The organism is Hymenobacter profundi, assembly GCF_019334315.1.
GTDB classification, from domain to species: Bacteria; Bacteroidota; Bacteroidia; order Cytophagales; family Hymenobacteraceae; genus Hymenobacter; species Hymenobacter profundi.
In genome coordinates this window covers 1-13,893 of sequence record NZ_JAHWGL010000120.1, presented here as the reverse complement: position 1 = coordinate 13,893, position 13,893 = coordinate 1, and the positions used below count along the sequence as shown (strand labels likewise).

Annotated in this window: 14 protein-coding genes; 9 read left to right on the top strand and 5 right to left on the bottom strand. The window is 59.2% G+C overall.

Going from position 1 to position 13,893, the window contains the following annotated elements:
* Window positions 1-77: 77 nt before the first annotated feature.
* Both KYK14_RS19450 and pncA read right to left on the bottom strand, forming a co-directional pair.
* Window positions 78-584, bottom strand: a complete 507-nt coding sequence (locus KYK14_RS19450; protein ID WP_219161224.1) for a 2'-5' RNA ligase family protein — start codon at window positions 582-584, stop codon at window positions 78-80.
* An 11-nt stretch (window positions 585-595) separates the two neighbouring features.
* The gene (pncA, locus tag KYK14_RS19445; protein WP_219161222.1) at window positions 596-1,207 is read right to left on the bottom strand and encodes a bifunctional nicotinamidase/pyrazinamidase; all 612 of its coding nucleotides are present in this window, start codon (window positions 1,205-1,207) and stop codon (window positions 596-598) included.
* 247 nt (window positions 1,208-1,454) lie between these two features.
* Here pncA and KYK14_RS19440 point away from each other — a divergent pair, with 247 nt between their 5' ends.
* The 3 genes from KYK14_RS19440 to KYK14_RS19430 all read left to right on the top strand — a co-directional run bounded on the left by KYK14_RS19440 (window position 1,455) and on the right by KYK14_RS19430 (window position 5,075).
* Window positions 1,455-2,441, top strand: coding sequence for a hypothetical protein (locus tag KYK14_RS19440; RefSeq protein ID WP_219161219.1), 987 nt, complete (start codon window positions 1,455-1,457; stop codon window positions 2,439-2,441).
* An 80-nt stretch (window positions 2,442-2,521) separates the two neighbouring features.
* Window positions 2,522-3,322, top strand: coding sequence for a PhzF family phenazine biosynthesis protein (locus KYK14_RS19435; protein ID WP_219161216.1), 801 nt, complete (start codon window positions 2,522-2,524; stop codon window positions 3,320-3,322).
* A gap of 85 nt (window positions 3,323-3,407) precedes the next feature.
* Window positions 3,408-5,075 (top strand): PNGase F N-terminal domain-containing protein, encoded by a 1,668-nt coding sequence (locus KYK14_RS19430; protein WP_219161213.1) that lies wholly within the window; start codon window positions 3,408-3,410, stop codon window positions 5,073-5,075.
* Between the two features lie 83 nt (window positions 5,076-5,158).
* Here the strand turns inward: KYK14_RS19430 and KYK14_RS19425 are convergent, their stop codons facing one another.
* The 3 genes from KYK14_RS19425 to ruvC form a co-directional block, all read right to left on the bottom strand.
* Window positions 5,159-5,863, bottom strand: coding sequence for a hypothetical protein (locus KYK14_RS19425; protein ID WP_219161210.1), 705 nt, complete (start codon window positions 5,861-5,863; stop codon window positions 5,159-5,161).
* Window positions 5,863-7,155, bottom strand: coding sequence for an LVIVD repeat-containing protein (locus KYK14_RS19420; protein ID WP_219161207.1), 1,293 nt, complete (start codon window positions 7,153-7,155; stop codon window positions 5,863-5,865). The genes KYK14_RS19425 and KYK14_RS19420 overlap by 1 nt, the downstream gene beginning before the upstream one ends.
* 226 nt (window positions 7,156-7,381) lie before the next feature.
* Window positions 7,382-8,002 (bottom strand): crossover junction endodeoxyribonuclease RuvC, encoded by a 621-nt coding sequence (ruvC, locus tag KYK14_RS19415; RefSeq protein WP_185280600.1) that lies wholly within the window; start codon window positions 8,000-8,002, stop codon window positions 7,382-7,384.
* Window positions 8,003-8,149: 147 nt separating this feature from the next.
* On the opposite strand from ruvC, the gene KYK14_RS19410 reads away from it, so the two are divergent.
* The 6 genes from KYK14_RS19410 (at window position 8,150) to KYK14_RS19385 (ending at window position 13,724) form a co-directional block, all read left to right on the top strand.
* Window positions 8,150-9,190 carry a lysylphosphatidylglycerol synthase transmembrane domain-containing protein gene (locus KYK14_RS19410; RefSeq protein ID WP_219161204.1) on the top strand — a complete coding sequence of 347 codons (1,041 nt, stop codon included), beginning with the start codon at window positions 8,150-8,152 and terminating at the stop codon, window positions 9,188-9,190.
* Window positions 9,187-10,377, top strand: a complete 1,191-nt coding sequence (locus KYK14_RS19405) for a glycosyltransferase (RefSeq protein ID WP_219161200.1) — start codon at window positions 9,187-9,189, stop codon at window positions 10,375-10,377. The genes KYK14_RS19410 and KYK14_RS19405 overlap by 4 nt, the downstream gene beginning before the upstream one ends.
* A gap of 86 nt (window positions 10,378-10,463) precedes the next feature.
* Window positions 10,464-10,970, top strand: coding sequence for a cytochrome c (locus KYK14_RS19400; protein ID WP_219161197.1), 507 nt, complete (start codon window positions 10,464-10,466; stop codon window positions 10,968-10,970).
* Window positions 10,971-11,015: 45 nt separating this feature from the next.
* The gene (locus KYK14_RS19395; protein ID WP_208307106.1) at window positions 11,016-11,303 is read left to right on the top strand and encodes a hypothetical protein; all 288 of its coding nucleotides are present in this window, start codon (window positions 11,016-11,018) and stop codon (window positions 11,301-11,303) included.
* Between the two features lie 2 nt (window positions 11,304-11,305).
* A complete protein-coding gene (locus KYK14_RS19390) occupies window positions 11,306-12,499 on the top strand; it encodes an ABC transporter permease (protein WP_343217143.1) in 1,194 nt (397 codons plus the stop codon).
* Complete coding sequence (locus KYK14_RS19385; RefSeq protein ID WP_219161195.1) at window positions 12,492-13,724, top strand: PP2C family protein-serine/threonine phosphatase; 1,233 nt, start codon at window positions 12,492-12,494, stop codon at window positions 13,722-13,724. The genes KYK14_RS19390 and KYK14_RS19385 overlap by 8 nt, the downstream gene beginning before the upstream one ends.
* Window positions 13,725-13,893: the final 169 nt, after the last annotated feature.

The following is a 13,893-nucleotide window of genomic DNA, read 5'->3' as shown; positions in this document are numbered from 1 at the left end:
CTGACGTGAGAAGGTCCTTCGCAAGCTCAGGATGACAGCCGCGTTTTTACTCACAACCTCACCACTTCACCATCTCCCTACCCCAAAAACACAAACTGCCGCACCGATTCCCAGGGGCCGCCGCGGTACGCCCACAAGTGCATACCCTTACCCTGGGCCTCGAAGGGTTGAAACGACGCGCTCAGTTCTTCGTGCAGTGCACGCGCTACCTTGGGGTCTACTTTGTTTTGGATGGTGACGTGGGGGCGGCGGCGCTGCTGATCCTGGGGCGTGAGATAGGGCTTCCATTCTGTCTGCAATTCCTGGTGCAAGGCTTGCAACGCCGGGCTTTCGAGGGAATAGGCCACGCCGCGGCCCAGAAACTGCACGCCTGTTACATTTAAGGAAAGGGGCGTCATGTGGCGGGCACGGGTTGCTAGCTCCCGCGTTATGGCCTCAAGTTGGTCGCCGGGCAAGTGGTGAAACAGCGTGAGGTGAGCCGCCAGGTAGTTACGCTCGGGCGGGAAGTGCTCCTCGCGCAGGCGATTGAAAAACTGCTGCGCGTTGGCGTCGAGCGTGAGCGTTAGGATAAGGGGCGTGTCCAACAATGGGTAGGTTATGGGAGCAGATCGGCGCTTTGGATCAGCTGGCCGCCACGGTGCTGCACGTCGGCGCGGGCGCCGGCGTAGCCCTCCGCATCAATGGCGCGGGTGGCATCCTCGATTACATACGTGGCAAAGCCTTCGGTCAGCGCATCTTTGGCCGTGAAATACACACAGTAGTCGGCGGCCAGGCCGGCTAGGTACACCTCCGTTACGCCCCGGCCGCGCAGGTAGTCGGCCAGGCCGGTGCTTTTCAGGTGGCCGTTGTCGAAGAAACCGCTGTAGCTGTCAATTTCCGGATTGGTGCCTTTGCGGAAGATGGCCTCAATGCGGTGCTGATCCAGCTGCGGGTGTAAGGCGGCGCCGGGCGTGCCCTGTACGCAGTGGTCGGGCCAGAGCACTTGCTCGTGCCCGTGCAGCGAAATGCGGTCAAACACGGCGTGGCCAGCGTGGCTGCTGGCAAAGCTCTGGTGGCCGGCTGGGTGCCAGTCCTGGGTAGCTACCACCAGCTCAAAGTGCGGCTGTAGTGCATTAGCCAGCGGAATAATGGTATCGCCGTCGGGCACCGGCAGGCGGCCACCCGGCACAAAATCAGGCTGAATATCAATTAAAAGGAGTGCTTTCATACAGCAAACGAAACAGGTGTGGTAGGCTACTCAGTGAAATAGAGTAGGGCGCTGGGAAATAAACTGCCCACGGCAAATTAGGTGACCTACTGGAAATCCTTGCGCAAATCTGGTAAGACTTCGCAGAAAAGATCAGCCTATAGGTGCTATAGGGAGTAAGATGAGCGCCGGATTTTGCGTGAAATATCACCGAACACCCTGTACCTTGCCGCTGGTATGCTGGTAGGCAGCACGACCAGAGCTAGCCATGAAACAAAGAACAGCGTTGGGCGTCGTAGGGGGTAGGGTAGGGCTGATGGTAAGCTTCAGTTTGTTGATGGGGCACACGGCAACGGCGCAGTTGCTAAGCAAACCTTCGGAAGCGCCGGCAGCGGAAGCCCTACCGGCTGGCTACGTGCGGATACCCACTACGCGTCTGCTGCTATTGCCCCCGGCTGGCTTCGGCACAGCGCCGGGCTTCGCGGGCCTGCGCCGTGGCAACAATGCCGTGCAGGTCTACGAGCTGCCGACCACCAACTACTACACCAACGCGGCCAGCTTCGGCCCAACCAAGATTACAGCCCGTGGTGGCAAGGTGCTGACCGACAATGCGGTGCAGGTGCAAGGCTACCCAGCCCGGCTGATCTGGGCCGAGCCGCAGCCCGCACGTCGCAGCTACCAGTTGGCGTTCGGCGACTCTACCTTTGCCGTGCTACTCACCACCACGCCCTACCCCGCCGCCGACACAGCCACCGGGGCCGCGCTACGGCAGGCCCTACTCTCGGCCCGCTACGAGCGTGGTGCTGCCCCAGATCCTTTTGCCCGCCTCGGTTTCACCCTCGACGATAAAGCCTCGCGTTTCACGTTTGTGCGGCAGATGGGCAACCAGCTGATTTACACGCTGGATGGCGGCCGCGCCGAACCGTTCGGCAACGAGCCCGTCCTGACGGTCATTCCCATGCCCTTCAGCTCGTCCATGACAGCTGCCGACGTGGCCGATGACCTCATCACTACCCTACGTCAGTATGGCCTCACCGACTACACCGTGCGCCGCACCGCCACTACCCACCCCCACGAATTGGAAAGCTACGAGGTAGAAGCCTACGGCAAGCTGCGCGGCCAGAAAGTGCTGATATTTCAGCAAGTAACCGTGCTGCGCAACACCGCTATTGCCCTGGAAGGCATCGCCCGCGACGAGTACGAGGCGAACTTAGCGGAGTTCAAAAAGCTCACGCATTCTATTCAGAAGAAGTGATGAGGATCATGCCTGTATATATCTGCATAGCATTTTTGCTCGCCATTCATCTAATAGACTAATCATCCTGTTTATTTCTTATGCTACTGCCGCTCTACCAAATCGACGCCTTCACAGATACATTATTTGCCGGCAACCCCGCTGCCGTGTGCCCGCTAACCGCGTGGCTACCTGCCGACACCATGCAGGCCATTGCCGCCGAAAACAACCTAGCCGAAACCGCCTTCTTTGTGCCACGCGAGGGTCAGGAGGGTGAATATGAAATCCGCTGGTTTACGCCTGCTGTAGAGGTAGAGCTGTGCGGGCACGCTACACTGGCCTCAGCTCACGTGCTGCTACGGCATCTTAATTTCAAAGGCGATGAGCTGACGTTTCACTCCAAAAGTGGCCCTCTACGCGTGAGCCGGCACGAAAGCGGCCGCCTCACGTTGGACTTCCCGAGCCGTCCGCCCCGTCCACTGGACGAGGTGCCAGAAGGACTACTCGCCGGGTTGGGTGCTACACCCCAACAGCTACTCGCCGGCCCCGATCTGGTAGCATTATTTGCTTCGGAGGAAGAAGTGACGGCCCTGCAACCCGATCAGGCTGCGTTGCTGCAAGTGCCCTACCGTGGCGTTATTGCCACGGCACCTGGTAACGGGGAAGTCGATTTCGTGTCGCGGTTTTTCGGGCCGCGCGTAGGAGTACCCGAGGACCCCGTAACTGGTTCGGCGCACACCACACTGGTGCCTTTTTGGGCCGAACGCTTAGGCAAAACCGAACTACGCGCCCGCCAAGTTTCGCCCCGCGGCGGCGACCTATGGTGCGAATTGCGCCAGGACCGGGTGCTCATCAGCGGCTATGCCGTGACGTATTTGAAGGGGGAGATTGAGATAGGGTAGGAAAACGGCTAGTAGGAACTGCTGAACAAAGCCAAATCCGCTTGCTACCACGCCGCTGGTTATCTTGCCCGACAACCTGACCTAAATGAGATACGCCTTTTTGCTTGCCTGCCTGCTGTGCGCCGTGACGGGTTATGCCCAACGCCGCGCAACCATCACCTACGATGTAACCTACCACGGAAAAGCGGTGCCCGAAGGGCGCCTACAGTTGTTTATCGACGGCCCTCGGGTGCACCTACAACGGGTGGCAGATGCACAGGCGAAAGAACAACAGTACCTGGACTACGACGCCCAACGCACGTTGCAGGTGCTCACCTTGCCCAACGGGGGGCACGTCACGCAGATGAAGGACTTTGCTGCGTACGAACAGCCGGAGCTGCTGCCCGATACGGCTACCATTTTGGGCTACCCCTGCAAGAAGGCCAAGGTCATTATCCGCTCCAACACGGTGGAGGTGTGGTACACCAATACCCTACCCCTGAAAGGCACACCCAGCATTGGCGTGGCACCTGGTCTGGGGCTGATTTTGAAAACCGTCCGCAACGGCGAGCAGGCCGTCACCGCAACCCAGATCAAGCGGGGCTCCGTTAAAAGCCCCGACCTCGCCTGGCCTACCCCCGCCACCATGGGGCCGGTGGTAGATGCCGCGACCTATAACCGGCAGGTAATCGACAGCCGATTTACGACCGTCTCTGTATTTCAGCAGGAACAAATTTCGTTCGGCAACGACCAGCCGAACCCGGCGGCCGGGCAGGCAAATGTCACCTACCACTACGCCGGCGGCACCGTCATCCTGAAGAAAATACGCTTGCCCGAGTATAGCGCAGGCACGCAGATATTGGCCGAGCTGTCACAGTATTCCAACGGCGATGCGTACGACCGCACGGGGTCGGTGTTCCTGATTCCGTTGGACAAGCAGCAGTCTTTTTTAGAGGGTTTGCAACAGGGGGTAAAGTCCTTACCGGTGTACAAAGAGAAGTACCAGGGCGTGGTGGCCACCAACCAGTACCTACCCCCGCTGGAATTGATGCGCTTTTTTACCCCCTTCGGCGTGCGGGCCTACAACGCCGCTTCCACCATCAAAGGCTATAACTGGGCCGATTCGGCCGTGTTTCGGCAAGATGTAACGGAGCTTGCTCCTCGCATGCAGGGCGAAGTATGGGTAGGCGTATTTATTGGCAACTACGACAAGGGCGGGCACAAAGTAAGCCTGCGCCTGAAATACTACCCTGGGGGCAAATCGGACACGCAAACGCAGACTCCTGTAGTAATGCCGATTTTCAATACCACCAACCTCATGGAAATGGCCGGGCAGGAGTACGGGACGATGTTCGGGCAGGACTCGCTCACCGTCACGGTGAACATTCCACGTGCCATGCAGAACGTGCAGCTGCGCTACATCACCACGGGCCATGGGGGCTGGGGTGGCGGCGATGAGTTTAATCAGAAGCTGAATGAGCTTTTTCTGGATGGAAAACGGGTCTATCACTTCATTCCCTGGCGCACCGATTGCGGCACGTACCGGCTGCTGAATCCGTCGTCCGGCAACTTCGGCAACGGCCTGTCTTCCTCCGATTTGAGCCGTTCTAACTGGTGCCCCGGTAGCCTGACCCCACCGGTCTACATTCCACTGCCCGACCTGCCGGCTGGGCAGCACACCTTCAAAGTAGCCATTCCGCTCGGGAAGCGGGAAGGCAGCGCCTTTAGCGCCTGGAACGTGTCGGGCTGCTTACTAGGTAGCACCAAAGAGTAGGATGACACTAGCCCTGCGGCTGGTGAACCAGTAGAATGCTCACAGCCGCAGGGCCGAAACCGCACCGCTGCTTACACGACAGTTTACAACTGCACGCCAATTTTGACGCCGGCCGGGAAATAAAATCCCCGGTGCCCGTAGTCGGAAGTGCCGCTCTTGAATTGGGCTATTGCGTCGTCCGACTGATTATGTCGCTGCCGCCAGCCCACGCCCGCATACAGGTCTAGGAAAACCCGGCCGGGGGGTAGGGGCGCCTGGTAGCCCAGCGTGGCCGCCGCGCCATACCGGTTGATGGTAGTGGTGTTTGGAATGCGGCCATACTCCAGGTATTCCAAACCGTTGGGGCCTTTCACCTCGCGCCAACCCAGGGTAGGATAGGTCATGCGAAAATGCTGAAAGCTAGGCCCATAGCTAAAGTAAAAGCCCGTAGGATACGCCTGGCGGGCCGCCGCTCGCAGGTACAAACGGTGGCGCAACTCCGCGCCCACGCCTCGCACTGATTCGCCGGGGTCGGAGGCGGCATAGCCCGGCGTGTTGGGGCGCCCGGCAGGTCCGTGATAGAGCTGCGCCGTGAGCGCCACGCTTTGGTGCGCGTGGCGCGGCAAACCATACTCTGCCTCTAGCCAATAGCCACTTAGCACCACGTGTTGCGGTACCACTTTCAGCGCCAAAAAGCGAGTAGTGGGGGTAGGGGCCTGCTGGGCCGCGGCGGGTAGTGCCCAGCAGGTTACGAAGGCCACACGCACCCACGGCCACACCAGGCGCAACTGCCAAAACAGCGCGCGCACTAGGGTAGGGGCGTAATCGGCAGCAGGCTCAGTTGTTCGAGCTTCGTGCCGGTGTAGCGATACTGGTAGAGGCCGTCGGCGCCAATAGCCAGCAGAAGGCCCGCGTGCGGAATCACGTCGGTCACCTTCACCTGAAAATGCTCTTGCAGCGTGAGTTGCGGCGTCTGTTGGGTAGAGAAGGTTTTCAGGCCGTCACTGTCGCACACAAAAAGCTGCCCATTGTCTACCCCCAGGCCCTGTGGACCCGTCATGGGGTAGGTTTGGGCCAGGCGGGGCTTGTCGAGGGCAGTAAGGTCTATAACCTGGAGCTGGTTGGGCCCGCCCCCGCAGAACTGGCCGCTGCGTAGCGTTACGTAAGCGTAGTTGCCATCCACCACCACCGGGTCGCAGCTTACTACGTGCTGATAGTAGGAAACTTGACGCGGGGCCTGAGGCGTGGCGGCATCAAAAATGTACATGCCCCGCTGAGTGCCCAGGAACAGGTAGTGGTCGTAAGGAAATATCGTTTCAACGCCAAATGCCAACTCTATCTTGGCGCCTGCTACGGGAGATGAGGGCGTGCGCAGGTCAAACAACCGCAAGCTCTGGTTATCAACCGTGTACAGCATCTGATTGAGGATGGTGAACCGGGCCAGCGACCCACTTTTTCCGGTCAGGTTGCCAGGTGCCGCCGAGGCAGTACCGGCGCTATTGCTGAAGAATACGCCCCTGTCCCACAAGCCAGGAAAAGGCGTGCTCCCGCCAGGTGCCGGAATATCGACGTGCTGCCAGCCCACTACCACCGTGTTTTCGGGACGAGTGGAAGCGCAGTTGTATGCCACGTACCCCATCGGCGGCAGCAACTCCCGGAAAGCGTTGCGCACGCGGCTGGTAATGCGGGGCGTCTGCACGGTACTCACGTCCAGCGTTACCAAATCAGGGCCGTTGTCAACGTAGAGGTAATTGTTTTGAATGGCGAGGTCTACGTTACCGGGCACACGCAGAAAGCCGATGGCTTTTGGCTTGCTGGGATCTTGATTATCAATGATATGCAGGCCTTCGTACAGTTCATTGATGAAGATATACTTTCCCCACAGGTAGATCTTGCCGGTCTGGTGCATGGCCCGCGCCGGTAGCACCGTCACAGACTCTTCCAGCGCCGTGCGCGTCATGAGCTGCGGACAGTATCCGTAAGCAGAATTGCTCCATAAGGTGTCTACAATGGGCTCAGGTTCCTCTTTGTCGGTAGAAGAACAAGCCATCAAACTGCTCAGCAGCAAACAGCTCAGCCAGCGGGTATAGGTACGAATCATGCGGATAATGAATTGAGAGTGAAATAATACGCCCTGCTTTTTTTGGTAAGAGGCAATTGTTATGACAATGGTTGCAGGTTCTTGGCTGGGGTATAGATTATTTTATATATAAGGCGCTTTACCGCGCGTAGAAACGGCTTGGGATAACCCCAAGCGGCAATAAACAGCAGAATACTAGTTAGCGCGATCTGTGCGCAGGCTGGCAAAGCGCTAGGCCAGGCAGGGATTACCCCTTTGTTCGGACCGCCTTTTTGCCCGCCACCGGCGCGGCCAGCTTGCCGGGGTTGTCGGCCAGAAACTTGCCCCAGCTTTTGCCGCCAGCTTTCTGGTTGTTGCCTTTCTGGTAATGGTGGCACATGGCCACGGCCAGCGCGTCGGTTGCGTCCAGGAACTTGGGCGCTTCCTCAATGGGGGGTAGCTGCAAGGTTTGGCGCAACATGTGGGCCACCTGCTCCTTGCTGGCCGCGCCGGAGCCTGTCACCGACTGCTTCACCTTGGTAGGCGCATACTCTACGTACGGAATCTGGCGCGACAGGCAGGCGGCAATGGCCACACCCTGCGCCCTACCCAGCTTCAGCATACTTTGGGCATTCACGCCATAGAAAGGGGCTTCAATGGCCAGTTCGTCGGGCAGAAACTCGTCAATAAGCTCCACCATGCGGTCGTAGATGCGCTTGAGCTTGAGGGCGTGGTTGGCCAGCTTTTTCATCTCAATCACATCGTAGCGCAGCACCTTCACTTTGGAGCCCTGCACCTCAATCATGGCATACCCCATGATCTGCGTGCCGGGGTCGACCCCCATGATAATCTTGGGAAGTAAATCGGTGGCGGCGAGGGGTGCGAGCATGAGCTAAGTGGGTTTCAGAGTCGGTTATCAGTTGGAAGCAGGTAGTTATCAATTTTAAGGTAGCCGCATCTCATAGAAACCAGCCCCTGACAACCAACAACTAGCAACGGACAACTAACTTGCCGGGCCAACAAGCTACTTCCTCTTTTGCCTCCCGACCCTCTACAAAACTACGCCCAAAAGCCGGATAATGTCGGCCGGCGGCGCAAATGGCTGGTGCTGGCGGGCAAATTGCTCGTGACGCTGCTCACGCTGGGGTTGCTGTACTACTCCGTATTTGCCGATGCCGCTACGGCTGCCGCCTGGCGACAGTTGCTGGCCACCTCGCTCACGGGCGCTGGCCGCGGGCCGGTGCTGGCCGCGCTGGCGTTGGTGCCCGTCAATTGGGGCCTGGAGGCTTGGAAATGGTGGCGCCTGGCCCGGCACCTAGAACCTGTTTCGTTCCGGCGCAGCTACCGGGCCGTGCTGGTAGGCCTCACCCTAGGCTTCGTGACGCCCAACCGGGTAGGCGACTACGCCGGCCGCATCATCGAGCTGAAAAGCCGGCGGCTAGATGCGCTGGGAGCCGTGTTTCTGGGCCGCTACTGCCAGTTGATTGCGACGGTGGCCGCCGGCTCGGTGGGCATTGCGTATTTTCTGCTGCGGTTTTATCTGGTGGGCTACCCGGCCACGCAGGTAGGCGTGGTGGTGGCCGGGCTGCTGCTGAATGCGGCCGTGCTGCTGCCGTACTACCGCTCGCGCCTGCTGGTGGCGGCCTTGGGACTGGTGCGGCCATTGCGTCGCTTTCGGAGGTTTCTGGCCGTTATGCCCAGCTACTCTGCCCGCGCCCTCACGGTGGTGCTGGCTATTGCCGGGCTGCGCTACCTGGTGTTCTGCGTGCAATTTGGCTTGTTGTTGCTGGCCTACGGTGCCCGGCCGGGGGTAGGCGAGGGGCTGGCGGCCATTGCCGGTACGTTCCTGTTTAAGTCGCTGGTGCCCTCGCTCAACGCCCTGGCCGATGTGGGCGTGCGGGAGTTATCGGCCACACATTTGTTTGGGTTGCTGGGCCAGCCGGTGCTGCCGGTGCTCAGCGCCAGCCTTAGCCTGTGGGTTGTCAATATTGCGCTGCCCAGCGCGGTAGGGCTATTGTTTGTGCTGCAAGTGAAGGTGTTCCGAAAGAAAAAAGCCCACCGGGCGACGCATCCATGAAAACGAAATGGCTGGGGGTAGGGCTATTGGTAGCGCCGTTGGTGTATGCCGGTGTGATGGTGGCCCTGCGCCGGTCGTGGGGTAAGCAAGCTGTTAGCTGTCAGCTATTGGCTGATAGCTTTTTGCCTGACATAGAAGCGAACAATCAGCAGCCAACAGCTAATAGCTGTTCTGTCCGCTTCTCCGTCCTCATCGCCGCCCGCAACGAAGCCGATACCCTCCCGCATCTGCTAGAGGACTTGCGCCAGCAAACCCTACCCGCCGCGCAGTTTGAAGTCATTCTGGTTGATGACCACTCCACTGATGCAACGGCGGCAGTAGTGCAGGGCACCGTAACGGATTTTTCATTGCGTCTCATCCAACTAGCCCGGCAGCCCGGCACGCCCACCGGCAAAAAAGCGGCCCTGCAAGCCGCGCTGGCCGTGGCCCGCGCCCCTTGGGTGGTGTGTACAGATGCCGATTGCCGCCTCGGCCCCGACTGGCTCCGCAGCTACGCCCTGCTTATCCAACAGGCACCCACCACGCGCTTTATCAGCGGCCCTGTGCTGCTCACCGGCCCCGATACCGTGCTGCACCGCCTGATGGGCCTGGAGTTTGCCGGGCTGGTAGGGGTAGGGGGCGCATGCATCCAAGCCGGTTTCCCGACGATGTGCAACGGCGCTAACCTCGCCTACCGCCGCGACTCCTTCGCGGCCGTGCAGGGCTTTGCCGGCAACGAACACCTAGCCAGCGGCGACGATGAATTTCTGCTCCATAAGCTGCACGCGGCCTACCCCGGCAGCATTCGGTTTTTGCAGGTAGAGGCGGCCGTGGTGCGCACGGCCGCGCCGCCTACCCTGGCGGCATTGTTGCAGCAGCGGGTACGCTGGGCCAGCAAATGGCGCCATTACCAGGCCGACGCGCCGCAGCGGCTGGCGGTGCTGGTGCTGCTGGCCAATGTGTCGTTGGCAATGGGGCCGGTGCTGTGGCTGCGGCAGCCGGGCCTGGGGCCGTGGGTAGGCGCGGCGTGGGCACTCAAGCTTGGGGGTGATGTGTGGTTTCTCCGTCCCGTACTGCGCCTGCTGCATCGGCAGCGGTGGCTGCGCATGGTGCCACTGTTGCAGCTGACCTATGCTCCCTACACGTTGGGGGTAGGGCTGTTGGGCCTGCGCGGCGGCTACCAATGGAAGGGAAGGCAGGTGAAATAAAAAGCGTTTTTCACTTGAGAATACAGCGCGCCTGACGGTACTTGAGTGGATAAGAAAATAACACCAACTACTTCATCAAATATACTATGAGTCAGGCATCGATACGCGGCGCATTAACGGTAGGGATGGGGGTAGTGGCGTGTGCAATAGGCGCAGTTTTTTTATCGGCAGGAGGGCTGTTGCACGAGCCAGAGGAGGTAGTAACGGTTGATGAAGGTCCGCAAACCGGAATGGTTGATTCTCTTGAAGTACAGGAAACAGATGAGATAGAACTGTCTCCTGCGGAAATGACACGCTATGCGTCCGGCGAGACACTCTTTAATAGCAACTGCGCGCAATGCCATGCGGTGCTGGATAGGGTAGTAGGTCCCGCATTAGCCGGGATTACCAAGCGCCGACCTGAAAAATGGATCATACGATGGGTGAAAAGTCCTGCCAAAGTCATTGTTAGCGGCGACTTATATGCAGTGAAACTGTATGAAGATTATGAAAGGCAGCAAATGCCTGGTTTTAATATGTCAGACCAAGAAATCAAGGACATTATAGTCTATATCAAAACGCAACAAAACGCTGGAATGCTAGCCCGCAATTAAGCTGCGTCTGCGGCTGCCTGACTTTTTCCGGCCTCAACCCTATATTTGCTACCCTCCCCGACCTACACCATCCCCGTGACCGACGCCGAATTCGATATTCTCGACGAACTATATTTCGTCACATCTTTTGCTGAGTTGAGCCGCAAAACCACCCTTGCCGCTCCTGTTGTGGAAGAAAACCTGCGCAGTTTGCTGGAAAAGGACCTCATCCGCAGCTTCTGGCCCGATGCCGATACCGAGCTGGCCTACGAGCCCACATCGTTCGGCGCCATCTGCCGCGATGCATTCTTTCTGGCCTCCAAGGAAGGGCTGCTGCAACACAACACCCGCTAGCTGTGGCCGCACCTACCGCTCCCGCGCCCACTGTAGCGGCAGCCGCCCGGCCGCCCAGCTACTACGTGCGGCAGCGGCTGCTGCAAAACCGCCCTGCCATGTTTGGGCTGGCATTTATCGGGCTGTGCACGCTGCTGGCGCTGCTAGGCTACTGGGTGCTGCCCGACAACTCTCCCAACGCCAACAACGGCCTGGTGCAGTTGCAAAAGGAGTCGCCGGGCTTTCAGGTTACCATCTTGAAGCTGCCATTGCCTACAGCCGTCCGCGCCGCCGCTACCAATAACCCGCTGCGGACGTGGTGGCAGGGTAGGGCCCGCCAGTTTCAGGAGGTGCCGGTAGGTGGCCGCCCTACCTTCACCACCGATTCGGCCTTTTTCCCAGCTTACCAAAACCACAGTGCCCTGCCCGACCCACCGCGCCGCTACGGGCTGCGGCAGTTGGCCGGCCAAGACGGCTCGCCGGCCGAGCTGCAACAGTTCATCCTCGCTGAGCGCGTGGAGCAGCGCACCTACTGGCTGGGTACCGATAAGGCTGGCCGCGACGAGCTAAGCCGCCTGCTGCTGGGCACGCGCATCTCCCTGGGCATTGGCCTGGTTGCCGTCCTGATTTCGCTGGCCCTGGGCATGCTCATTGGGGCCGTGGCAGGCTACGTGGGCGGCTGGGTTGATAGCGTGTTGCTGGGCGTGATGACGGTGGTGTGGAGCATTCCGGGTATTATGCTGGTTATTGCTATATCGCTGGCCCTCAATAGCAAAGGCGTGTGGGTGTCGTTTGTGGCGGTGGGCCTGACGATGTGGGTAGACGTAGCCCGCGTGGTGCGCGGCCAAATGCTGAGTCTGCGCTCTGCAACGTTTGTGGAGGCAGGGCGCGTATTAGGCCTACCCCAGCGCCGGCTGATAGCCCGCCACTTGCTTCCTAATATGATTGGCCCGTTGATTGTTCTGGCGACCAGCAACTTCGCCGCAGCTATTCTGCTGGAGGCTGGACTAAGCTTTTTGGGCCTGGGCGTGCAGCCCCCAGCCCCGTCGTGGGGATTGATGGTGAACGAGGGCTTTCAGCTCCTGGGCACCGAGGCCGGCTTGTGGCTCACACTGCTGCCGGGCCTAGCCATCAGCCTACTGGTGCTGAGCTTCAACCTGCTCGGCAACGGCCTCCGCGACGCCTATGACCCTAAAACACCCGTAGCCAATGTCTAACTATATCTCTCCCGAAAAGCGTCTGTTTCTGAAAGAGCGTGAGCTGGGTGCCCTGCTGGAAATCACCCAGGCCATCACGCTCGACTCGCCGGAGGCCGCGCTGTACAAAATATTTCAGTTCACCCTGCTCGGTCAGCTCAACATCCGGCGCATGGTGCTCTATGTGAAGGAGGAAGGCCAGTGGCAGTGCGTGGTAAGCTTTGGCGGTGGCTTGGTCGATTTTCATCGTCTACCCCTGCCTGAGCATATCCTGGCGCACAGTCCTACCCAACCCATACCCGTGGCCGACCTGGATCTGGGCGAAGAGTGGCACCAGCTGGAACTATTGATTCCGGTGCAGCACCGGGGCGAAACCCTGGCCTACGTGCTCATCGGCAACGTGCACGACGATTACGTGCCCGAAGAGGCCACCAAGTTTCTGGAAACGCTGAGCAACATCCTGATCGGGGCGGTTGAAAATCGCCGCCTGGGCCGGCAACGCGTAGCGGCGGCGGCTATGCGAAAGGAAATTGAGATTGCGCAGGAGGTGCAAACCATGCTGTTTCCGCGCAGCCTACCCAACGACGAGGACGTGGCGGTGCACGCCAGCTACGTGCCGCACACCGCCATCGGGGGCGACTACTACGACGTAGTACCAATCAACAAAGAACGGTTCCTGTTCTGTGTGGCCGATGTGTCGGGCAAGGGCGTGCCGGCCTCGTTGTTGATGTCGAACTTCCAGGCGGGCTTGCGGACGTTATTGCGCCAGCAGGCCGATCTGGCTACTATTGTGGCCGAGCTGAACAACCTGATTTACCGCAATGCCGTGTCGGAGAAGTTCATCACGGCTTTCTTTGGTATCTACAACCGCACTACGCGCGAGCTGGAGTACGTGAATGCGGGCCACAACTCGCCCATTCTGCTCTGCGACGACCACCACCACGAGTTGCTGGCCGATGGCACCACCATGCTCGGTATTTTTGAGGAACTGCCCTTCCTGAAAGTGCAGCAAACCAAAGTTCCCCCCCGCTCTCTGCTACTCACCTACACCGATGGTCTCACAGAAGTGTTCGACCAAGAGGTAGAAGAGTTCGGCGAAGAAGGCGTGCTCAACTTTCTTCGTCGTTCGCGCTACGTGCCCCTGCCTACTCTACACCGCGAACTGCTTCAGGAAATCGAAACCTACAACAGCGAAGGCAGCCACTTCGCCGACGACATCACCATTCTTACCTGCCGGTTTAAGTGAAACGGTGAGTGAAAACAGGACTGTCATCCTGAACAGAGCGAAGGACCTTATGACGTGAGAACAAGTCGTTGTTACGCTTATCGTTCAACTGGCATAAGGTCCTTCGCTCTGTTCAGGATGACAGTCCTGTTTTCACTCACCACTCACCGTTTCACCATTCACTATTTCG